19 protein-coding genes are annotated in these 23,760 nt (G+C 26.7%); 15 read left to right on the top strand and 4 right to left on the bottom strand.

Annotation, left to right across the window (positions count from 1 at the left end; translation table 11 throughout):
* Positions 1-8 precede the first annotated feature (8 nt).
* The 4 genes from ACYQ1T_RS03980 to ACYQ1T_RS03965 all read left to right on the top strand — a co-directional run bounded on the left by ACYQ1T_RS03980 (position 9) and on the right by ACYQ1T_RS03965 (position 7,631).
* Positions 9-437, top strand: a complete 429-nt coding sequence (locus tag ACYQ1T_RS03980) for an N-acetyltransferase (protein ID WP_459832066.1) — start codon at positions 9-11, stop codon at positions 435-437.
* A gap of 421 nt (positions 438-858) precedes the next feature.
* Positions 859-3,963 carry an MSCRAMM family protein gene (locus ACYQ1T_RS03975; RefSeq protein ID WP_459832064.1) on the top strand — a complete coding sequence of 1,035 codons (3,105 nt, stop codon included), beginning with the start codon at positions 859-861 and terminating at the stop codon, positions 3,961-3,963.
* Between the two features lie 253 nt (positions 3,964-4,216).
* Positions 4,217-4,792, top strand: coding sequence for a TetR/AcrR family transcriptional regulator (locus ACYQ1T_RS03970; RefSeq protein WP_459832062.1), 576 nt, complete (start codon positions 4,217-4,219; stop codon positions 4,790-4,792).
* Between the two features lie 250 nt (positions 4,793-5,042).
* Positions 5,043-7,631 (top strand): YhgE/Pip family protein, encoded by a 2,589-nt coding sequence (locus ACYQ1T_RS03965; protein WP_459832060.1) that lies wholly within the window; start codon positions 5,043-5,045, stop codon positions 7,629-7,631.
* Positions 7,632-7,719: 88 nt separating this feature from the next.
* On the opposite strand, the gene ACYQ1T_RS03960 is transcribed toward ACYQ1T_RS03965, so the two are convergent.
* Both ACYQ1T_RS03960 and ACYQ1T_RS03955 read right to left on the bottom strand, forming a co-directional pair.
* Complete coding sequence (locus ACYQ1T_RS03960; RefSeq protein WP_459832058.1) at positions 7,720-9,003, bottom strand: MFS transporter; 1,284 nt, start codon at positions 9,001-9,003, stop codon at positions 7,720-7,722.
* Between the two features lie 17 nt (positions 9,004-9,020).
* Entirely contained in the window at positions 9,021-10,325 is a 1,305-nt protein-coding gene (locus tag ACYQ1T_RS03955; protein ID WP_459832056.1) for an alkaline phosphatase family protein, read from the bottom strand.
* Between the two features lie 227 nt (positions 10,326-10,552).
* Between ACYQ1T_RS03955 and ACYQ1T_RS03950 the strand changes: the two genes are divergently transcribed.
* The 3 genes from ACYQ1T_RS03950 (at position 10,553) to ACYQ1T_RS03940 (ending at position 13,045) form a co-directional block, all read left to right on the top strand.
* The gene (locus ACYQ1T_RS03950) at positions 10,553-11,221 is read left to right on the top strand and encodes a response regulator transcription factor (RefSeq protein WP_459832053.1); all 669 of its coding nucleotides are present in this window, start codon (positions 10,553-10,555) and stop codon (positions 11,219-11,221) included.
* Positions 11,218-12,603: a HAMP domain-containing sensor histidine kinase gene (locus ACYQ1T_RS03945; protein ID WP_459832051.1), complete on the top strand. Its 1,386-nt coding sequence runs from the start codon at positions 11,218-11,220 to the stop codon at positions 12,601-12,603. The genes ACYQ1T_RS03950 and ACYQ1T_RS03945 overlap by 4 nt, the downstream gene beginning before the upstream one ends.
* A gap of 100 nt (positions 12,604-12,703) precedes the next feature.
* Positions 12,704-13,045 carry a hypothetical protein gene (locus ACYQ1T_RS03940; protein ID WP_459832049.1) on the top strand — a complete coding sequence of 114 codons (342 nt, stop codon included), beginning with the start codon at positions 12,704-12,706 and terminating at the stop codon, positions 13,043-13,045.
* A 26-nt stretch (positions 13,046-13,071) separates the two neighbouring features.
* Here ACYQ1T_RS03940 and ACYQ1T_RS03935 read toward each other — a convergent pair whose 3' ends face one another.
* Together ACYQ1T_RS03935 and ACYQ1T_RS03930 are read right to left on the bottom strand one after the other, a co-directional pair.
* Complete coding sequence (locus ACYQ1T_RS03935) at positions 13,072-13,239, bottom strand: hypothetical protein (RefSeq protein ID WP_459832047.1); 168 nt, start codon at positions 13,237-13,239, stop codon at positions 13,072-13,074.
* Between the two features lie 120 nt (positions 13,240-13,359).
* Positions 13,360-13,572, bottom strand: a complete 213-nt coding sequence (locus ACYQ1T_RS03930) for a hypothetical protein (protein ID WP_459832044.1) — start codon at positions 13,570-13,572, stop codon at positions 13,360-13,362.
* A gap of 251 nt (positions 13,573-13,823) precedes the next feature.
* Between ACYQ1T_RS03930 and ACYQ1T_RS03925 the strand changes: the two genes are divergently transcribed.
* The 8 genes from ACYQ1T_RS03925 (at position 13,824) to ACYQ1T_RS03890 (ending at position 23,749) form a co-directional block, all read left to right on the top strand.
* Complete coding sequence (locus ACYQ1T_RS03925; protein ID WP_459832042.1) at positions 13,824-15,776, top strand: BglG family transcription antiterminator; 1,953 nt, start codon at positions 13,824-13,826, stop codon at positions 15,774-15,776.
* A 22-nt stretch (positions 15,777-15,798) separates the two neighbouring features.
* Positions 15,799-17,208: a PTS fructose transporter subunit IIC gene (locus tag ACYQ1T_RS03920; protein WP_459832040.1), complete on the top strand. Its 1,410-nt coding sequence runs from the start codon at positions 15,799-15,801 to the stop codon at positions 17,206-17,208.
* A gap of 63 nt (positions 17,209-17,271) precedes the next feature.
* Positions 17,272-17,721, top strand: a complete 450-nt coding sequence (locus ACYQ1T_RS03915) for a PTS sugar transporter subunit IIA (protein ID WP_459832037.1) — start codon at positions 17,272-17,274, stop codon at positions 17,719-17,721.
* Positions 17,722-17,850: 129 nt separating this feature from the next.
* Positions 17,851-18,615 carry an HAD-IIB family hydrolase gene (locus ACYQ1T_RS03910; RefSeq protein ID WP_459832034.1) on the top strand — a complete coding sequence of 255 codons (765 nt, stop codon included), beginning with the start codon at positions 17,851-17,853 and terminating at the stop codon, positions 18,613-18,615.
* A 129-nt stretch (positions 18,616-18,744) separates the two neighbouring features.
* The gene (locus ACYQ1T_RS03905) at positions 18,745-19,680 is read left to right on the top strand and encodes a type I phosphomannose isomerase catalytic subunit (RefSeq protein ID WP_459832031.1); all 936 of its coding nucleotides are present in this window, start codon (positions 18,745-18,747) and stop codon (positions 19,678-19,680) included.
* 208 nt (positions 19,681-19,888) lie between these two features.
* Complete coding sequence (locus ACYQ1T_RS03900; protein WP_459832029.1) at positions 19,889-20,617, top strand: LytR/AlgR family response regulator transcription factor; 729 nt, start codon at positions 19,889-19,891, stop codon at positions 20,615-20,617.
* Between the two features lie 511 nt (positions 20,618-21,128).
* The gene (locus tag ACYQ1T_RS03895; protein ID WP_459832026.1) at positions 21,129-21,320 is read left to right on the top strand and encodes a hypothetical protein; all 192 of its coding nucleotides are present in this window, start codon (positions 21,129-21,131) and stop codon (positions 21,318-21,320) included.
* Between the two features lie 173 nt (positions 21,321-21,493).
* A complete protein-coding gene (locus ACYQ1T_RS03890) occupies positions 21,494-23,749 on the top strand; it encodes a bifunctional diguanylate cyclase/phosphodiesterase (RefSeq protein WP_459832023.1) in 2,256 nt (751 codons plus the stop codon).
* The last annotated feature ends 11 nt before the right edge of the window (positions 23,750-23,760 follow it).

The following is a 23,760-nucleotide window of genomic DNA, read 5'->3' as shown; positions in this document are numbered from 1 at the left end:
GGGAAAATATGATTAAGCAATTAGAGGATTCACAGATTGAAGAGGTTATGGGGATATGGTTAAAAACTACTATTTCAGCTCATAGTTTTATTCCAAAAGAATATTGGATTGAAAACTATAATTTTGTTAAAAATAAATATATACCATCTTCAAAAACATTTATATATAAGGAAGATGGTAAAATTCAAGGATTTATAAGTATCGTAGAAGAATCATTTATTGGAGCATTATTTGTTGCAAAGGATCATCAGAGACAAGGTATAGGAAAAATGCTATTAAATTACTGTAAATCTATATATAAAAGTTTAGATTTATGTGTATATGTTGAAAATATAAATGCAGTTAACTTTTATAAAAGTTGTGGATTTAATATTAAAAAGGAACAAAAAAATGATGATTCTGGTTTTATAGAATATTTAATGTTATGGGAAAGTTAGTTTAGAAATATAAAGAGGTTATGAAGGATATATTTAAGGGTGTATATTCGTTCATAACCTCTTTATTAATTAAATAAAAAAGTATAAGCAAACCAATATATTAATATATGAATAATAAAATAAGACTAATATTAACAAAAATCGACTAAACACTATACTATATTATATATGAAAAAATATAATAATTAAAATTTTTTTAAAAGGTATGAATTAGAATATAATAATCATCCCTTTTTTTTATATAATTATTAACAAATTATGAATAAATTATGTTTGTTTTATGAATATAAATAATAAAATAAGTTAAAAAGAATATATATATTATTTAATGATAAAAGAAGAAAGTAACAAAATAAATAATTGTACCATATAGTCATACTAGTAAGTATAAATTTTTATATTTAATAGGAGGTATGATGCTTTGAATAAAGGAAGAAGAAATAGGCTTAAAAGATTTTCTTTTACATCCTTAATTGTTGTTATAAGTTTAATTTTTGGATTATTATACCCACCTAGAGGTGTTTTAGCTGATGAAAGCAATATAGTATTAAGTTTAACAACAACTAAAAAAGTAATTCAAAATGGAGAAGAGGTTGAATTTTTTGTTGAGTATAAACTAAAAAATGGGCCAGGGGCAATAAAAGAGGGGGATATTTTAGAAGTTAAATTACCAGATGTATTTACGGACATAAGGCCTACCTATCCATTAGAACATTTTAGTTCTGTAAAAGTAGATGGAACAACTATTAAAGCAACTTTTGGAAAGGGAGCTGAAACTGCAATTGGTGGATATATAAAAATTAAAGCCGTAGCATCAAATGTGAAAGAAACTAAAGTAGATAAAGTAACTGCACAAATAAATGGAGTTATACAATCTATAAATATAAAGGTTAATCCAACTCCGCCAGACAATCCAACTATAGATAGAATGTTATTAAAGAGCATAGTAAGCTCTTATTCTTATGAGGGAAGTGGACCTTCAGCAAAAATTGTACCACCACTTCAAGGAAAGCCTATTACGCAGGTAATATATATAAATGAAAAACGTTCAAATTTAAATAATGTTACAGTAGTTGATAATATGCCAGATGGAACAGAATTAATAACTGATTCTGTGAAGATAACAGAAATACTAGCTAATGGTGATAAGATAGATGCAACAGAAAAATTGAGAGAAAATATAACTTTAAATAAAAATGAATTAAAACTAGTTTTAACCGATACAAACTCTATTTATAATTTAGAATATTCTATGAAAATTGTAGCTAATAAGAAGGAATATATAAATACAGCTAAATTAACAGATGATAATGGAGAAAATATTGAAAGTAAAACTATTGTAAGGGTTAAAGAAGATGATACTATTATTAAAAAACATAGCGATTATGAAACTCGTTTTGTTCAAGGAATAGGAGAAAAGGTTAATTACAGTTTATATATAAATCTTAATAATAAAGATCTTACAGATATTTCACTTGAAGATAATATTCCAGAGGGAATGGAGCTTTTAAAAGAAGAAGGTATTAAAATCGGTGAATATGATATAGCAGGAAAGTTTAATTGGGTAACAGATAAATATAAATACAATTTAGAAGCAAATAAAGTCTCTATAAAATTTGGAGATAGCAATAAAAAATATGTTGTTTATTATACTACTAAGGTTACAGATAGAAGAATGACTTATACTAATATAGCTAAATTAAATTATGATTCTACAAGCACATCAATAGAAGATGTTGTAAGATATGAAGTGAACTCAGGTGCTATAAATGCAATAAAAAAAGTTGATACTAAAGCAATAAAAAAAGGTGATAGTCAAAAAGTTAAATATTCTATAGATATTAGTTGTTATGGATATTTTCAAAAAGGATATATTAAGTTAACAGATGTACTAGATAAAAATGTGAAAATAGAAAATGTAGAGGTTTCAAAAAATTTCACCTATAAAATAGACAAAGAAAATAATTCAGTTATAGTTACAAATAATAATGATTTAGAATATAATGAAAAAGTTTTTGTAAATATATTAACTGATTTTACAAATGTCCCAGATGGAACAACTATAGAAAATGCAGCAGCTATAAATGGTACAACAACTAATAAGGTAACAACTAAAAAAGGATATGCTTTTAAAGCAAAAAAGGTGGACTCAGATAATAACAATTCCTTTTTACAAGGAGCTAAATTTAGTTTGCAAGATGAGGATGGAGAAGAAATAAAAGTTTTAACTAGTGATGCAAATGGCATAATTACTTCATCTTTAGAGGATGATGATAAATATTATCTTCAAGAAATACAAGCACCGAATGGATATGTTATTAATAATAATAAAATTAGTTTTACAATAAATGATGATGATTTGGGAAGTGTTTTAGATATAGGGAATATAGGAAATAGAAAAAAGCGATATGAAGTTATAATTAAAAACGTCGATTCAGAAGATAGCAACAGAATATTGAAGGGAGCAACCTTTGAAATTACAAATGAAAAAGGTGAAACTTTTGGACCAATTACAATAGGGAAAGATGGTATAGGTACAATAAATTTAGTGCCAGGAAACTATAAGCTTTCAGAAATTACTGCTCCAAAGGGATATTTAAAGTTAAATGAAGTTAAAAATATAGAGGTAAAAAGTGGTGAAACTAAAGCAATAGAAATTGTTATTAATAATATGCCTATAAAAGGTAAGGTTACAATAATAAAGAAAGATGCTGATGATGTAAGGAAACTTATAGGAGCTGAATTTGAAATTACAGATCTTCTTGGAAATAATATAACAACAGTTGTAACAGATGAAAATGGAATTGCTACAGTAGAATTAAGACCAGGTATTTATAATGCTTTAGAAATAAAAGCACCAGATGGATATATTAAGTCAATTAAGCCACAAATATTCATTATAAAAGAAAAGCAAGATAAGGCTGTTGAGTTAGTTTTTGAAAATAGAAAAGATAAGTACGAAGTAACTATTAAAAAAGTAGATTCAGTTTATAAAAATAAGGTTTTAGAAGGTGCAAAATTCATTATAAAAGATGTTAATAGTAACTTTATTGAACATTTAATAACAGATAAAGATGGATTAGCTAAAATAATGTTAGTTCCAGGTAAGTATAAAATAGAAGAAATAGAAGCACCAAATGGATATATAAAAGAATCAGAATCTAAATATATAACTATAGAACAAGGAGAAGTTAAAGATTATAACATTACACTTACAAATACAATTAAAGAAGAGAATCCAATCCAGAATAATACAAATAAAGATGATAATAAAAATAATCCAGAAAAAGATAGCAATAAAAATAATATAAATAAAGAAAACCAAATAAATAAATCAGACAAAGATAATCCTAAAAAAGAAAACAATAAAAATATTTCTAAAAATGAATCTTGTAATAAAGATAATGAAAAAAACAAAATAACCAAAGAGATACCTTATACAGGGGCTGTTTTAGGATCAACAGGAATAGTAATATTGGGAGTTGCGAGTCTAGCTTTAGGATATTTCTTAATAAGAAAAAAATAAAAGCTTAATATAAAAAAGGTATGAATTTAAAATAAAATATAAAATTCATGCCTTTTTTGTATTTAAATTTTAAATAATCTATTAACTTTATTTATATATGTTGATTTTTATAAAACTTAATAGGAAAATACCTAAAAGGATATATTTTTTAGAGAGAAAATATCATAGAGAAATAAGGGTATTGAAATTAAAATCTCAAGTGATATAATTAAATCATATTTAGACTGATTAGTCAGAAAAGGTGGAGGTTATAGTGAACAAAACGAAAAAGGCTATTTTTGAATCAGCTATTAAAGTTTTTTCTAGCTATGGATATACGGGTGCTACCATGGATGAAGTGGTGGAACGTGCTGGTGTTGCAAAGGGAAGCTTATATTATCATTTTAAAAGTAAAGAGGAGTTATTCTTATTTATAATAAAAGAAGGAATAAACTTAATTAATGAAGAAGTAAGTAAAGCAACAGAAAATATACAAAATCCATATGAAATAATAAAAATTTCAGCTAAAGTTCAGCTTAAATACGTATATGAAAATAAAGACTTATTTAAGGTGATTATGAGCCAATTATGGGGAACAGAAGAGAGAAATAATTTCTTAAGAAAAGAAATAAAATCTTTAATTGATCAAAGTTCAGAAAAGTTTAAAGCCGTTATAGATGGTGGGTTTATAGAAAATGACGACCCTAAACTATTAAGCTATGGATTAATTGGGATTTTAGTATCATCAGCATTATATGAAATATTAAATGAAGATGAATATAATCACGAAGAGGTTTTAGAAAAGTTTATGAAATACCTTAATCATGGAATAAATGTTGTAGAAAAATAGAGAAAATTCCAAATGAGCACTAAAGCAAATAACTAAGTTAATTTGATAACGATTAAAATTAATAATATGTAAATAATAATTTTTAATAGCCCTAAGCTGAATAAAATTCGGTTTAGGGCTATTAAATGTTTACAGAAAAAAATAAAAAAAATTTTTCAAAAACTATATTGACTAGCTAGTACAAAAGTAGTATAAATAACATATACTGTACTGACTAACCAGTACAAGAATTTTAACAGAAGGTGATCAGATGAATTTTCTAAAGATTGCAGGGGAGGACATTAAGAGCATATTTAAAAATAGGTTCATAAGAGTATCAATTATAGCAATTATCATAGTGCCATTATTGTATTCACTATTATACTTATATGCCTTTTGGGATCCTTATGCCAAAATAGAAGATGTTCCTGTTGCTGTAGTAAACCTAGATAAGGGAGCTACAATGGATGGGGACAAGGTGAACTATGGAAAAGATATAGAGGACGAGCTGAGAAATAATACTCAAGTTGGTTGGAAAATAACCAATAAAGAAGATGCTGATAGTGGTCTAGAAGGAAAAGATTATTATGCAAAAGTAGTAATTCCAAAAGACTTTTCAGAAAATATTATTTCAGCTAAAGAAGGGGCTCCAGAAGTAGCAAATATAGATTTTGTTACTAATGATAAAAGAAACTTCTTAGCAGCTCAAATAAACTCAAAGGTTGAAGCAGAGTTAAAAGCAAGCGTAGTTAAAAAAATTACAGAAAACTATGTTAAGGTAACCTTTGATAATCTTTATGATGCAAAAGATGGTATAACAAAAGCTGCAGATGGTAGCAAGCAGTTACATGATGGAGTAACAACTTTAAATGACAAAGTTCCAGAATTAGTTGATGGAGTAAAGAAATTAGATGATGGTTCTAATGCTTTATTAAGTGGACAAGGTGATTTAAACAATGGAATAAATAAACTAAGTAATGGAGCAAATGAACTTGCAGGAGGTCTTGGCACTTTAAATGGTGGAGTAAACCAATTAAACTCAGGTCTTTCACAAGTATATGGAAAAGTTCCTACATTAAGTAATGGAGTAAATAAACTTTATGGTGGATCAGGATTACTAAAAGATGGATTAGGAACAGCTAATAATGGATCAAAATTATTAGCAGATGGAACTAACAAGCTTTACCAAGGTTATTTAACAGAAGTATATCCATCAGTTGGAGCATTAAAGGCTGGAGCAAATACTTTAAATAGTAAACTTGCTGAAGGTCAAGAAGAAATTGCATTATTAAGTGATGGAGCTAAGAGAGTAGGTCCAGGAACAGATAAATTAGTAGCCGGAGTTGGAGCTGCTAAAGATGGATACCAAGCGATAAATGATGGAACAAATAAGTTAATTATGTCTGTTTCAGATTCAGGAAAAGCAGTAAATGCTATGAAAGGTGCTTTAGACAAAGGTTTAGCTTCAGGAACAGTGGAAGAGAAAAATGCTGCAATAAATCAAGCATTACAAGTAATAGCTAAAATGCAAAAAGATATGGCTGATGGTTCAGGAGATATAGCAAAACTTCAAGCAGGATTAATAAATTATAATAATTCAATAGCACAATTAAATACAAAAACACAAGAATATTCAGGTTTAGTTAAAGGGTTTGCAGGTGGAACAGCAAAATTAATATCTAATGTTTCAAATGTATCAGCAGGAGTTCAACAATTAAGTGGTGGATTAGATAAGCTTTATGCTGGTTTAGATCCTAATACTGGAAAGTTTGGAGCAGGATTAAAAGCTGTACAACAAAATACTAGTGGATTAAGTGTAGGTTTAACTAAATTAAATGAAGGTGCAACAGATTTAAATAATGGTTTAGGAGAGTTAAACTCAAATATACCTGCATTAAGCAATGGAGTAACAGCACTTTATAGTGGATCTAAAGCACTTGTAGATGGTTCAAGTAAATTAGCAGCTGGTTCAAATGAGTTAGCAGCTGGATTATCATCAGCTAAAGATGGTTCTAGTAAATTACTTAATGGACAAGGCCAATTAAATAATGGAATTGGAGAATTAAATTCAAAGGTTCCAGAGTTAAAAGATGGAGCTAATAAGTTATTTGATGGAACAAAGGAATTAAATGAAAAGCTTACTGAAGGCGCAGACAAAATGAAAGATGGACTTGTAAATTCATCAGAAGTTATGGGTGAATTTGTGTCAGAACCAGTTGATATGGCATTTAATGCAGTAAATAAGGTTCCTAACTATGGAACAGGATTTGCTCCTTACTTTATACCATTATCATTATGGATTGGTGCAATAATGATGTTCTTTGTAATACCATCAACAATAAAAGATGATAAAGAAATGTCTAAATTTGATAAGGTAGTAGGAAAGTATTTATCATATTCCTTCGTAGGAGTATTACAAGCAGTTCTTGTTAGTGTAGTAGTACTAATGCTTGGGTTAAAACCAACGAGTGTTACAGCATATGTATTAACAAATATTTTCTTATCACTTGTATTTGTAGCAATAATTCAATGTTTAATTTCACTACTAGGAGATGCAGGAAGACTTTTAGGTATAGTACTTCTAATTGTTCAACTTACATCATGTGCAGGAACATTCCCATTAGAAATTGTTCCAAACTTCTTTAAGGCAATGAATCCATTTATGCCATTTACTTATGCAGTGGAAGCATTAAGAGAAGTAATTTCAGCAGATGTAATTAACTACAGCATATTAGGAAAAGACATAGCAATCTTAGCAGTAGCATTAGTTGTATTCTTAGGAATATCAGTTGCTCTAAAGAATGTAGGAGAAAGAATAGCACAAAAAATAGAAGGTAGAAAATCAGATATTGTAGCTTAAAATATTGAAAAATAGTCCTATTAGATTGATTTTAAATTAATCTAATAGGACTTGTTTTTATTTTAATAAACATATTTATTTTAACAAACTAATTTTCACAGTTATTATTAATTGTAACATCTATATTTGAAGAGACGTCTTTTACTTTAGTAAGAACAATAAAGCCAATTATAAATAATAATATTAAGCTAATAATTCCATTTTTTGTTTCGCCGGTAACTTGTGTTATTATTCCAACTAGGAAAGGACCCATAATAGCAGCAAATTTTCCAAAGATATTGTAAAATCCAAAGAATTCATTTGCATTTTCTTTTGGAACCATTTTAGCATAATAAGATCTTGATATAGCTTGTATTCCTCCTTGAGCAGAACCTACTGCCATAGCAAGTATCCAAAAATCTAGAGCTGTTTTAATAAAATATCCATAAGTACAAATTACCATATAAGTTATAATTCCTGCAAAAAGAAGTTTTTTTCCTCCAAATCTTTCAGAAAGTCTCCCATATAATATTGTAAATGGAAATGCTACAAATTGTGTAATAAGTAATATTACAAGCAAAGAAACCATTGAAATTCCAAGGTCAGTACCATATGAAGTTGCCATACCTATGATAGTATCAACTCCATCTATATAGAAAAAGTAAGCAAGGAGAAAAAGAAATATATTTTTATGTTTTCGTATTTCTTTTATAGTTTTACTAAGTCTTTTAAATGAGTTTACAACAACTCTTGGTTCAGATTCAATAAAGTGAATTTGATTGACATTTTTTAAAAGTGGAATAGTAAAAGTACCCCACCAAAGAGCTGTAATAAGAAATGTTATTTTACAAGCTATTGGCATAGTAATTGGAATAATTCCTTTTTGTGCCAAAAGAACAATAATTATTGAAATAATAAATGGTATCGTACTTCCTATATATCCCATACCAAAGCCTAAAGATGAAATTTTGTCCATTCTTTCTTTTGATGTTACATCAACTAAAAATGCATCATAGAAAATATTAGCACCTGCAAAGCCAACTAATGTAAAGCCGTAACATATAAGGAGCAGAGTTGGATTATTTGTAGGAACAAAAGCAAGCATTAATGTTGCTAGAACTCCAAGAGAAAAGAAAGATCTAAAGCACTTCTTTTTATTGCCTTTATAATCTGCAATAGTTCCAAGTATAGGTGCAAGAAGAGATACAAGCATAGTAGAAAGAGAAATAGTATATCCCCATAATGCAGTTGAATTAGAGGAAGACATTCCCCCAGATTCAGCTACCATTTTAAAGTATATAGGTAATATTGTTGAAGTAATTGTCATTGAATAGGCAGAATTTGCCCAATCATAAAGGACCCAGCTCTTTTCTTCTTTACTTAACCCTTTCATAAAAAACCTCCTATGGGCTATAAGTTTAAAATTCTCTCTTCAACTTTTCCATCAGTATCTTTTAAAGTTAATCCTAAAAGTTTTGCTAGTGTGGGACCATGATTTATAAGCCTTCCTTTATTTATTAAAACATCTTTTTTAATTCCTGGACCTGAAGCTATAAAAAATGTTCCATAATTATCTTTTGTTGGAGAGTAACCATGAGTTGCTTTTGTTCTATGAGGAAGTTTACCAACATGATCTGGATTTACAGTTTCAATTACATCTCCAAAAGCTTCATCAATAAAGTAGTAATTCTTATTAGCTTCCACCATAAATGTACAAGTATCATCTGCACCAGCTAAAGAAGCTTCATTTGAGTCTAATATAAATTCTATTGGAGTAGTATCTTTTGTATTTAAACTTGATATTAGTTCATATACCTTATTTTTAACGTCTAAGTCATTTTTATCTTTAAGATATACATATGAAGACCCATCACAGCTTTTGGCAAAGGCTTTATAGTTTTTTATCTTTCCATTAGAATCAACTTCTAATAAATTATTATCATTAAATAGTACATTAAGCTTAATCATCTTATCACCTTCAATGGCACTATGATCACCTAAAGCTACTATTGTAGTTTCCTCAAATATATTAGCTTCTTTTAGAGTTAATATTATTTCTCCTAAGCGTTCATTATGTCTAACTAATGCTTCATTAGCTTCTTTACTATCATATCCACAATAATGTCTATGAGTATCAACGTCTGTAAAGTGAATTAGCATTAAATTAGGTTTATATTTTAGTATTGTATATTTTACAGATTCTTGAACAAAATTATCTAAGTAAGGTTGAGAAATACCTTTTCTTAAGTGACCAAATTTTTTATTAAGCTCTAATTGATATTTTAAAGATCCAGAAGAGGCAGACATAATAAGTTGGTTATGCCATGACTTTGTTGGGAAAATTTCAGTTAAATTAAAGTCTATAGAGCTTCTACCAGTAACAGGCCAAAGAAGAGAGCATGTACTTAAACCAGCATTTTTTGCAAGATCATACAGTGTATCTCCTTTTATATATTTTCTATACCAATACCAATTAGGATGTGAATCAAATGGATTTAAAAGTGTATTATTAACAACTCCATGATTTTTTGGATATTTTCCAGTTACTATTGTTGCATGTGCAGGATAAGTTAAAGTTGGATAAACACTTTCTACATTTTCTATAAGACTTCCATTATTAATTAAATACTTAAAGTTTTCTAGATTTTTAAGTTTTTTTATATCCTCAGATGAAACAGCATCAAAGGATATTACAACTAAATGTTTGGTTTTCATATAATCCCCCTACTTAAATTGAATAATTTAATTATAAAGTAATTTAGTTAAAACAGTATTAACTCTTGTTAAAATTTGTTAACTGAATAGTATTATTATATTATATTTATATAAAGAATAGAATAACTCAAAAAAATGGAGATTAAAATAGAAAATATATTAAAAGAAAATGTAAAATGTTATATTTATAATTAGTAGTTAAGAATATATGGTCTAAGGAGGAAAAAATGAAGAGGATATTGATAGTTGAAGATGAAAAGCAATTAAGAGAAATAAGTGGTATGTATTTAACTAAAGAGGGATATAATGTAGATACTGCTGAAGATGGGAAAATAGCAGAGAATTTAATAAGTGAAAATAAATATGATTTAATAATTTTAGATATAATGATGCCTTATAAGGATGGGTGGTCTTTACTTAAAAAGATAAAAGACTTAAACAAGGATACTCAAGTTATTATTACAAGTGCAAGAGGTGAAGAGGAAGATAGAATTTTTGGACTAGAACTTGGGGCAGACGATTATATGGTTAAGCCAATAAGTATGAGAGAATTGGTACTTAGAGTAAAACTTAGATTAAATTCAAAGATAAAAGAAGAAAAGTTATGTGAATATGGAAGCTTAAAAATAGAGGAAGATAATAGAAGAGTATTTGAGGATAATAAAGAAGTAATATTAACTCCAAAGGAGTTTGATTTAATGAAATTCTTTATTAAAAATAAAAATAGAGTATTTACAAGGGAAGATTTAATAGTACAGGTTTGGGGATATGATTTTTATGGAGATACAAGAACTGTAGATACACATGTAAAAAAATTAAGAGAAAAAATTAATTTTTTTGAAGAAAATTTAAAAACTGTATGGAGGGTAGGATATAGTCTTACAGTAGAGCAATGAAAAAAATAACTAAAAGAATAATAAAGTATTTAGTAATTATAAACTTAGCAATATCTATTGTTGGATTCGGATTAATTACTTATTTACTTCCTAATATTTATAATAATAATGAGTTTAATGATTTAGAAAACACAAGTAATTACGTCCTAGAATCTTTAGATAAGGGATATAATTTAGAACTTGCAAATATAACAGCTGTATTATTAAAAAATGGTGAGATTATAAATATTCACAAGGTTACATCATCAAATAGAATGATGGGGCATGGTGGAATGATGATGGGCCAAGGTATGATGGGGGTAAATCAGTTAAATCCATCAGATCTTATGAATTTAAAGGAAAGAGATATATTTAACAGTAAAAATGGTCAATCATATATAAGTTATAAAAGAAGTACCTCATATGGTGATTTAATTGTTTATAAAAGCTATTCAGGAACAAAGCAGCTTATAAAAAGTGTAAATATAATAATGATAACTATTTTAATTATGTCATTATTAATATCAACAATATTAGCTATATATATGGGAAATAAACTTGCTAAGCCAATAATTGTTCTTAAAAGTAGAGCAGAAAATATATCAAAGGGAATTTATAAAGGTGAGTATATTATAAATACAAATGATGAAATTGAGGATTTATCAAAAAGCATAAGTGAAATGGCTAAGGAACTAGAAATAAAAGATAATATGCAAAGAGAGTTTATTGCAAATGTAAGTCATGATTTAAAGACACCATTAAGTATAATTAGAGCAAATGGTGAGGTAATAAATGATGGGCTAGTAAGCGGAGAAGAAGTAAAAGAGTATAGTAAAAATATAATAAATGAAGTGGATTCTTTAAATTTATTAGTTGGAGAAATACTTGAATTATCAAAAATCAAAGATAATAAAAAAATAATAAAAAAGAAATTAAGTTCATTAAATGAATTTTTAGAAAATAGTTATTATAAATTAGTAAATCAATATATAACAATTAATCCACAGGAAGTTAAATATAATTTAGATATTAATGTGGATAATATTGAAAATTTATATATTGAAATTGATGAAAACTATTTATTTAGGGTGCTACAAAATCTTTTTAATAATGCTAAAAAACATGCAAAAAATAATAATAAAATCACATTATATATAAAAGAAATTAGTAATGGAGTAAAGGTTGGAATTAAGGATTATGGAGAGGGAATAGAAGAAGAGAAATTAAAATACATTTGGGATAGATATTATAAAGATGATAAAAGTGGAGGTATGGGTTTAGGACTAGCTATTTCTAAGGAGATAATATTAGCACATGGCTTTGATTTAGGAGTAGAAAGCAAAATAAATTATGGCTCAGAATTTTATTTTATAATCCCACAAAATTTAATAATAAAAAAATAAACTTTCACAGTTTCATCACAATTTAATCAATATACTATTAAAGCTTAAGAGTATTCTATAAATAACAAAAAAATATAGAATATTTTTAGGAGGAAGAAAAATGAAAAAACTACTTTTATCATTAACTTTAATTGGAGCATTAAGTATAGGAACAGGAATGGTTGCTTTTGCTAGTGAAGCTGAAGGACCAACAGAAGATAATGTAATTACACAGGAAGAAAATACAAATTACTTATGTAATGGTGAAGGTCGCAACAAAGAAAATTGCAATGGAACAGGAAAAGGAAATTGTAATTTAGAAAATTGTGATGGAACAGGATCAGGGGAATGTTACAATAGGCAAGGACAAGGACAAGGACAAGGACAAGGACAAGGACAAGGACAAGGACAAGGAAATAATGGCCAAAGAATGATGCGTAAAGGCGAATGTTGGCAAAAATAAAAAAAGTGGCTTAGGCCACTTTTTTATTAGAAAAATTTATTAGATTTACTCTTCCTCGCAATTTGTTCTTTAGCTGGGTATTCATAAAAAGAGGTAGATATGTTATAAGAAGTGATAGGATTAGCTACCCCTTTACCAGCGGAAAAAATTATTTCATTATTTTTTCTATTTTTATTGTTACTGTTCTTAGACATAAAAATCTCTCCTTTCTATAAACTCCCCTTGAAGAGTTTAGATTTATAATAAAACATGCTGTCCGTCGGAAAAAATTGATTAATTAATAAATATATTACACAAAATATAAAGAATATTAATTAAGGATTTACATTTAAATCTTTATCAACATCATTATGTTCTGTATAGTCAAATTCAGCTGTAACGATATTATTAACTGCAATATCATCTGTTACTGTATTTGGAAGTGATGTACTACCTTGATTTTTACTCCCTAGACTTTCAAGAGAGTGTGCTTTAGGTGCATATCCAGTACGTTCACTTGGTGTATAAGTTTTATGTTTATTAGTCATCAAAATCCCTCCTTACAATACTAGTATTTGATTTTTTATAAAATTAATGCCTAGTATAATATTCTAAAAATAACTTTTTAATTTTACTTTTCATAATAAATATATATAATTGGTATGATAGTTTTATAATTATTTTAAAAAAATAAGAATAAATTAAATAAAAAAAGCGCAGAATATTTCCTTTTATAGCGGAAATTAAATAACTATGAATAGGTTTTCACAAAGTTTATAATTAAGTCAAGGTGATAGTAATGATAATTAATTTAAGGCTAGAAAAAATATTAAAAATACTATTAGATACCAATAAGGTAGTTACAGGAGAGCAACTTTGTACTACAGTTGGAGTCTCATCTAGAACTATAAGGAGTGATGTAAAGGAGTTAAATTATATCTTAGAAAGTCAAGGTGCTGTAATAATATCAGAAAAAGGAAAAGGATATTTCCTTAAGATTAATAATAGTAAAAATTTTGATGAGTTTTTAAATATAATGGATGAGAAAAAAAATAACATTAATCTAACAGCAGAAGGTAGAGCAGAATATATTATAATGAAGCTTTTACTAAATGACATGGAAGATATAGAAGGAATTACTCAAATAGATTTAGCAGATGAATTATTTGTAAGCTTATCATCCTTAAAAAATGATATTAAGTTATCAAAAGCTACTTTAGAAGAAAAAAATATAAAAATAGAGAAAAGTAGTAATAAGGGAATAAAAATTTCAGGAAGTGAAGAGTGTATAAGAAGTTCTATAAATCAAAATTTATATAGTAATAATAAATTTCTATATAATCATTTTAAAAAATTATTTATAGAAAAAACTAAATTAGAAGATTATTCACTTATAAAAGAAATTATTAAGGAAAATATTACAAGATATAACTTAAGATTAACAGATATAGCTTTTCAAAACTTGTTTACTAGAATAATTATTATGATAGTAAGATGTATTGATAGTAAAAATGTAAGCTATAGTAGTAAGATTTTAAAGGAATTTAATAAAGAACCTAAAATGAAAATAGCTAAAAGTATCTGTGAAGATATAGAAAATGTAATAAATATTAACCTTAATGAAGAAGAGATATGCTATATAACAAAATATATAATCGGAAGTAGTCTTATAGCTTCTGATAAAGAAAGTATTAAATGTAGTGTTCATATTTTAGAAGAGAATAATGAAAAGTTAACAAAAGAAATATTAAGTGAAATAAATAAAAAGTTTAATGTTGACCTTACAGAGGACAAGATACTTATAGACTTTTTAGGAACACATTTAAAGGCTTCCATAAATAGAGCAAAATATAAAATAAATATTGAAAATAATATGCTTGGAATAATTAAAAATAAATATCCATTTTCCTTCGAACTTGGAGTTTTAGCAAATGAAATAATTAGAAGGGAAGCAAATGTTACCTTAAGTGAAAACGATATAGGGTTTTTAGCATTACATTTTGCAGCATCTCTTGAAATAATAAAAGAGATAAATAAAAATACTATAAAAAAAGCAATTATTGTTTGTACAACAGGAGTTGGAACTTCACTTTTATTAAAAGTAAAATTAGAAGCTAAGTTTAAGGGAAGGCTTATTATATCAGATACTATTCCATGGTATGAATTTAAAGATGATTTTTTAGAAAATGTAGATTTTATAATAACAACAGTTCCATTAAATATAGAATCTAATAAAGTAATACATATTAAAAATCTTTTAGATAAAGATGAAGTAAGTTTAATTGAAGATAAGTTAGATAGCACTAGCTTAAAGGAAAATTCATTAATTAGTAAGTTTAAAAAGAACTTATTTTTCAAAAATGTAGATATTAACGATAGATATGAGTTATTAGAATTTATGACAGAATTTCTAATGACAAATAACTACATAAATAAAGAGATTCAAAATGAAATTTTTAAAAGGGAAGCTTTAGCAAGTACTGAAATAGGAAATTTAGTAGCAATACCACATACTATGCATGAGGATATTAAAGAATCCTTTATAGCAGTAACAATATTAAAGAAGGGTATTCAATGGAATAAAGAAAATGTTCAGGTAGTTCTTTTAATATGCATGGCAAAAAAGGATCAGCATCAATGGAAGAGCAATTTAGAAAGATTATATAAAAGTATTATAGATATTGATATAGTACTTGAAATTATAAAAAGTAATAACTTTAGTGAATTTATAAAAATTATTAATAAATTTTAAATTATTTAAGGAGGAAACTTCAATGAAATTATTAGCAATAACATCATGTCCAGTAGGAATAGCACATACTTATATTGCAGCTGAAAAGCTAAATAAGATGGCAAAAAAAATGGGTGTAGAAATAAAAGTAGAAACACAAGGATCATCAGGAGCAGAAAATATAATTACTGATGAAGATATAAGAGAAGCTGATGGGGTAATAATAGCAGCAGATAAAGCTGTAAGCCTAGAAAGATTTGAAGGAATGGCAATAATAGAATGTCCTATAAGTAAGGCAATTAAAGAACCAGACGTTTTAATTCAACAATTCTTAGATGGAAAAGTTGAAAAGAAGGGTGCTAAGAAAATGAAATCAGTTTCTGAAGCAAAAAAAGAAATGAAGTCAAAGCAACCAGCATTCTATAAGCACTTAATGGGTGGAGTTTCTTATATGATTCCAGTTGTAGTAGTTGCAGGGTTATTAATAGCATTAGCATTAGCCTTTGGTGGAGAGCCAACTGCTGGGGGACTTGCTATACCAGAGGGTTCATTCTGGAAGAAGATTGAACAAATAGGTGGAGCAGGATTTACATTTATGGTACCAGTACTTTCAGGATTTATAGCATTTTCAATAGCTGATAGACCAGGTTTAGTACCAGGATTAATTGGTGGATACATAGCTGCAAATGGTTCTTTCTATGGATCAGAAGCAAATGCAGGATTTTTAGGTGGAATAGTAACAGGATTTTTAGCAGGTTATATAGCTAAGGGTTTAAAATCAATAAAAGTACCAGATATGATAAAACCAATAATGCCAATTATTATAATTCCTATTTTAACAACTTTAGCAACAGGCTTAGCATTTATATTAGTATTAGGTGGACCAATAACTTCAGTATTTGAAGGGTTAACTAACTTCTTAGCAAGCTTATCAGGAGCAAGTTCTGTAGTACTAGCAACTATATTAGGAACAATGGTTGCATTTGATATGGGTGGTCCAGTAAATAAAGTTGCATTCTTATTTGGTGTTGCAATGATTACAGAAGGAAGACCAGAAATAATGGGACCAATAGCAGCTGCAATAGCTATACCACCAATTGGTATGGGAATTGCAACATTTATAGGAAAGAAATATTATAGCCAAGATGAATTAGATGCAGGTAAAGCAGCATTTGCAATGGGACTTTGTGGAATAACAGAAGGAGCTATACCATTTGCTTCAGTAGATCCACTAAGAGTTATACCATCATTAATAGTAGGATCAATAGTAGGAGCTAATATAGCTATGTTTGCAAAGGTTGCAGATAGAGTTCCTCACGGTGGACCAATAGTTGCTTTAATGGGAGCAGTTGATGGAGTATTAATGTTCTTATTAGCAATAGTAGCAGGTTCAATAGTAACTGCATTAATGGTTAACTACTTAAAAGCTAAAAGAGACAGAAAAGCAAATTAGTTATATAATAAATATAAAAATATATAAGAAAAAATAGATAATAATTGAAAAGAGGTAATTGGAATGAACGATAAATTATTTGATGTAAAGTATATGGATTTAGACTTAGTAACAACAGAAAAGTTCGCTACAATAAAGCACTTAGCAAGCCTAATTGAAGAAAGATTATTAGATGTAGATAATTATGTGGAAGATGTTAAAAAAAGAGAAGCAATGTCTACTACAGGAATAGGTGATGGAGTTGCTATACCTCATGCAAAATCAGCTTGGGTTAAAACACCTACAGTTGTTGTTGGAAAAAGCTCTAAAGGAATTGAATGGGAAAGCTTAGATGATGAACCTGTAAACATGGTATTTCTTATAGCAGTTCCAGAAGGTGAAGGAAATGAACATCTTAAAATTCTTCAAATATTAGCAGTAAGTCTAATGGATGATGATTTTAAAGAAGAACTTTTTAAGACAAATGATAAAAAAGTAATAGAAGAATTATTAATAGAAAAAACAACAAGATAATATAAAATAACCTTAAGCCAGAAGGTCTTAGCGATTTTCTGGCTTAAAGTATAGTAAAGTGATATAGTATTATATATAACAATTTAAGGAAAATATACTTAAAATTGAACTTTAATTAAGGAGAGTTATATGAGGAAGTTACTCGCAACTGATTTAGATGGAACTTTGTTAAAGGATAATAATATTAGTAGTGAAAATAGACAAGCTGTGGAGAAACTACAAAATGATAATATACTAGTAGTTTCAACAGGTAGACCATATAATGGTATAACCTTTTTGAAGGATGATCATAAGATTGAAGCTGACTATTATGTTCTTTTAAATGGGGCATTAATAATAAATAAGGCAATGGAAAAGGTTAAACATGAAATAATAGAAAGTAAAACTATAAATGATATACTAAATGATTATAAAGAAGATAGTATGGCTATTTCAGTAGAGTCAGGTTATAAAACTTATTTATTAACAGATTGGGATAATCTACCCTATCCAAATAAAATAAGAGTAAAAGCTGTTGATAATATAGAAGAGGATTTAAGCCTAATATCAATTTATATACCAGATAAGAGTATAAAATATATTGAAGATTTAAAAAATAATATAAATAGTAAATATGGAAGTAAAGTTATTGCTTATAGAAATGATGTATATATAGATATTGTTCCAGTAGGATGCTCAAAGGGACATGGAGTAGAATGTGTGGCAAAGAGAACTGGAATAGAGAAATCAAGGGTATATACAATAGGAGATTCATGGAATGATGTTACTATGTTTAATGTAACAAATAATGCTTTTACATTTCATCATGTAGAAGAAGAACTTAAAAAACATGCAAATTATTTAGTTTCATCAGTTGCAGAATGTATAGAGAATTTTATTATAAAAGAAATCTAAAATTTTGCCTGTATTTATAGAAAATTTATAATAGGAAGTTTATTTATAATTATGTATAATTTACAGCATAGAGTGCGTAATAACAATATATTTATATTTTGAACTATATGTAGCATAGGAGGAATTAAAATGTATCCAATTAGATTTGAAAACCTTTATTATGAAAAAATATGGGGTGGAAGAGACTTAGAAAGTTTTAGAGATAATTTACCAGAAGGGCAAATAGGAGAGTCATGGGACATAGCTTGTCATCCAAATGGTATCGGAGTAGTAGAAAATGGTGAATTTAAGGGAACTAGATTTGATGATTTAATAAAAAGTCAAGGTCATGCATTAGTTGGAACTAAGGTAAGCTTAGAAAAGTTACCTTTATTAATAAAATTAATAAATTCAAAGGAAAAGCTTTCAGTTCAAGTTCATCCAGGAGATGAATATGCAGCAAAGCATGAAGGAGATTATGGTAAGACAGAAGCTTGGTATGTAATGGATGCAAAGCCAGGTGCATGCTTAATTGTAGGAACTAAGAATTGTACTAAGGAAGAGTTTGAAGTAGCAATAAAATCAGGTGAAGTAGAAAAATACTTAAATAAGATAGAAGTTAAAAAAGGTGATTGTTTCCTTATAAATAGTGGATTAATACATGCTATATGCGAAGGTGTTATAATAGCTGAAATACAACAAAATAGTGATGTAACTTATAGAGTATATGATTATGGAAGACCAAGAGAAATACATGTACAAAAAGCTCTAGATGTTACAAACTTTGATCTTCAATGTGAAAATCTTCATGGAGAAGAAAAAGTGTTTAATGGGTATAAAAAGAGCTTACTATGTAAAAATGAATACTTTGGAATAGAAAAATATATAATAGAAAAATCTGCAAAGGAAGAAAGTGACAAAGAAAGATTTTTCATGATTACTTGTGTAGATGGAGATGGAACAATAGATGGTGAAAACTTCTCAGAAAAGATAAAAATGGGAGATAGTTATTTAATTCCAGCAACACTTGGTCAATATGAAATAAAAGGAAAACTTACAATACTTAAAAGCTATCCTGTAATATAATTAATAAGCGTAGTTAGCAAAATAAAAATTACTAACTACGCTATTATTTTTATGAAATAATTAAATATACTTTTAATTACAATTTTAATAATAATATTAGTGTTGGACAATGAATATTTAGGGATATATAATATTAATTATGGTGGCATAAATTAGAAAAAATGGAATACATATTGCATATGTTTTGAAGTAGAAGGGATGGGAATATATGATTAAAATTGCAATTTGTGATGATGAATTTTTCTTTAGAGACAGCATAAAGGGAACAATAATAGACTTATTTAAAAAAGAAAATATTAGCTTTGAAATAGATTGCTATAGTTCAGGAGAAGAACTTTTAAATTATTTAAAAAAAGATTGTTATAGCTATGACATATTATTTTTAGATATATTAATGAAAGGTATTAGTGGAATAGATACAGCAAAAGAAATTAGAACTTTTGATAAAAAAATGCAGATAATTTTTTTAACAAGTACTACAGAACACATCTTAGATGGATATGAAGTAGAAGCGTTAAATTACATTATAAAAGGGAAAAATGCAAATGAGAAAATAAAATTAGCATTAAATAGAGCTTTATTAAAACTTAAAGATAATAAAAAAGAATTTTTAGTTATAAATAATTCTAACTTTGTAAAGGTTATAAACTTAAATGATATAGAGTTTATAGAAATTAATAATAGAGTTTTAACAGTACATACTAATCTAGAAGAAATAAATTTTATTGGAAAAATAAATGATGTAGAAAAGCAATTGGAAAATAAAAATTTCATTTTAACTCATAGATCATATTTAGTTAATATAGCTAAGATTAGGGAAATAACTTCCGCAACAGTACATGTAGAGTCAGGAAAGAAGATATTATTAAGTAGAGCAAGAAGTAATGATGTGAAAAAAGCATATTTTAAATATTTATGTCAAGATGAAAGTAACTAAAGAATAAAGAAAGATTCAATTAAGTAAATATTATTATAATAAAATATTTAAATTAAAAACTGTTATATTTTTATGTTCAATAGCAATTTTAATTATATATAAATATATTTTATAGAAACATAAAATTATTATTTTAAAATAATATGTTAAAAAACTAAATAATTAACTAAAACATTACGATAAATATAAAGAGGTGTTTATTACTACATAAATATATTGAATGTAAGGAAATTATAAAAATAAAATGTAAAAATTGGTAAGTATTGATGATGATTTAAGGGTTGTTTTTATGAGAAAATAAATCATAAAATAGCCCTTTTATGATTTAAATAAAATATTTATTTACAATTCACAACATTAATTGGCTATTTTATGTAAATTTCACGATATTAAAATTAAAATATACTAGAATATAAAATGAATTACTAGTTTCAAAATATTAAAATAAAATTAATAATTACAAAAGAGGGGAAAATGAGAATGAATATGGGGGCTACAGGAGTGGTGAAGTATGGATAATGATTTAAGAGATAGACTGGGGCAGTTATATATTGAATATGGAAATTGTGAAGAGGTGCTTCTTTTAAGTCAGTTTGTAGACGAGCTTACTGTTAAAGAACAAATGATTTATTATAGTGAATATATGAAAAAAAAAGATATGGGATTAAAAAGCAATTATGAAAATAATAAAGAAATTAATTAATAGATATATAAGAAATTAAGATTAATAATTTGCTTAAAGTAGTTTAATTGTTACAGATATAGAGTATAAAGAGATTTTAGAATATAGCATAAATACAAATATATATAACCGTTAATAAAAGTGATATAGAGAGTGTTCTAAATAAATATAAAAATAAATTAAGGAGGATGTAAATGTCAAAAAGTACAAAAAAAAATTTTGTAAGTATAAATATGATTCTATTAATAACAGTAATAATTATTATTATCATTACTTCAACATTTATTAATATTGTAAGTTCAATATTAAGTGAAGAGACAAAAGAGTATATAACTGAATTATCAAGAAAAAATGCAATTGCAATAGAGAATAGAATTTATAATAACTATGGCTATACTAAGAGTATTGCTAATCATGTAACAATGCATCTATCCTATGGAAAAGAAAGTGTATTAAAATATCTAAAATTAGAAAATAGTAAAAGCTCGTTTCTTAGAATGGGTATTATTGATATTAATGGTATAGGATACTCAACAGAAGACAAGGTTGAAGATTTATCTAAGGAAGAATATTTCTTAAAATCAATTAATGGAGAAGGATATATATCTAGTACATTTGTTGATCCAGAAACTAATAAAAATATAATGTTATATTCAGTTCCTATAATTAATGAAGGAAAAGTTGATGGAGTTTTATATGTTATAAAGGAAGCAGAATTATTAAATCATATAGCTTCTTTTAAATGTTTTAATGAAAAGGGATACTCTAAAATAATAAATAAAAATGGAGATGTAATATTATCATCAGAGAGTAATAATGAGGACAAACTATATAAAAATATTTTTTCGAATCCCAATTTGGAAAATATTGATAAAGTAAATAAAACTGTTGATGAATTAGCAAATGATTTACAGGATGGAAAAAATGGAATCAGATTAGTAGTAAAAGATAAAGATAAAACTTTTATTAGCTATACTAAACTTAATATTGAAAAGGAATGGTATTCATTAGTAGCAGTTCCATACGATGTTGCATTTTCTAATGTAATAGGTGTTATTAGAACTATAATGTACTTAGTTTTACTTATATTTTTAGTGTTTTTATTAACTATTACATACATAATTATATATAGAAATAAAATTGAAAAAAAGCTAGAAAAAATGGCGTTTGTAGATGAAGTAACAGGTGAAAATAACCTAACGAAGTTTAAAATAGATGCTAAGAAAGTTATAAAATCAAAAGGCAATAAAAAGCTAGCAATTATTCAATTAGATGTTGATAAGTTTAAGCTTATTAATGAAATGCGAGGATATAAAATTGGAAATGAAGCTATAAAACATATGTCTAGAGTTTTAAAAGAAAGCCTGATATATAATGAACTATATTGTAGAATTCAAGATGATTTATTTTTAATATTAATGGAATATAAAGATGATGAGGATATAATAAAAAGAATTGAAGAAATAGATAACAAAATTCATAGTTATAGTGTAGAAAACAAATTTTTTCAAGGATTTTTATTAGCTTTTGGAGTCTATAGAATAGTAGATACTAAAATAGATTTAAATTTAATGATAGATTATGCAGGGGCAGCAAGAAAAACAGTAAAAAATAATTTTAATAATCATATAGCATTTTATGACATTGAATTAAAAGAGAAGTTAATTGAAGAAAAGGAAATGGAAAATTGCATGTATAATGCATTAGGTAGCGGAGAATTTAAATTATATCTCCAACCTAAATATGACATGAATAAAAATAAGCTTATAGGTGCAGAAGCTTTAGCAAGATGGGACAATCCTGAAAAAGGAATTATAAGCCCAAATAAGTTTATACCTGTTTTTGAGAAAAATGGTTTTATAATAAACTTAGACATTTATATGTTAAAAGAAACTTGTAGATATCTACGAAAATGGATGGATGAAAATATTGACTTGATTCCTATATCAATAAATATATCTAGGGTTCATTTAAATAACATAGAATACTTTTTAAGTAGTATAAAAGAGATAATATATATATATCAGATTCCACCAAATTTAATAGAAATAGAAATAACAGAAAGTATAATATTTGAGGATTCTAAAATATTAATATATGCTTTAAATAAATTAAAGGAAATAGGTTTCAAAATATCATTAGATGATTTTGGGTCAGGATATTCATCGCTTAATATGTTAAAGGATATTCCTATTGATATTATTAAATTAGATAGATTATTTTTAAAGGGAAAAAGTGAGTCTGAAAAAGGAAAAATAATTATATCTAATATAGTAAAGATGGCTAAAGAATTAAATTTAGGTGTAATATCAGAAGGAGTAGAAACTATAGACCAAGCAAACTTTTTAAAAAGTATAGGATGTAATTTAGTTCAAGGATATTTATACGCAAAACCTATGACTGTAACAGATTTTGAAAAGAAGCAATTAAAAATAATCAATGAAAAATAATATGTAAATAA

The sequence above is a fragment of the Clostridium carnis genome (genome assembly GCF_054657435.1).
Note: the sequence above shows the minus strand (reverse complement) of the source record. Positions and strands in the feature narration are given on the sequence as shown.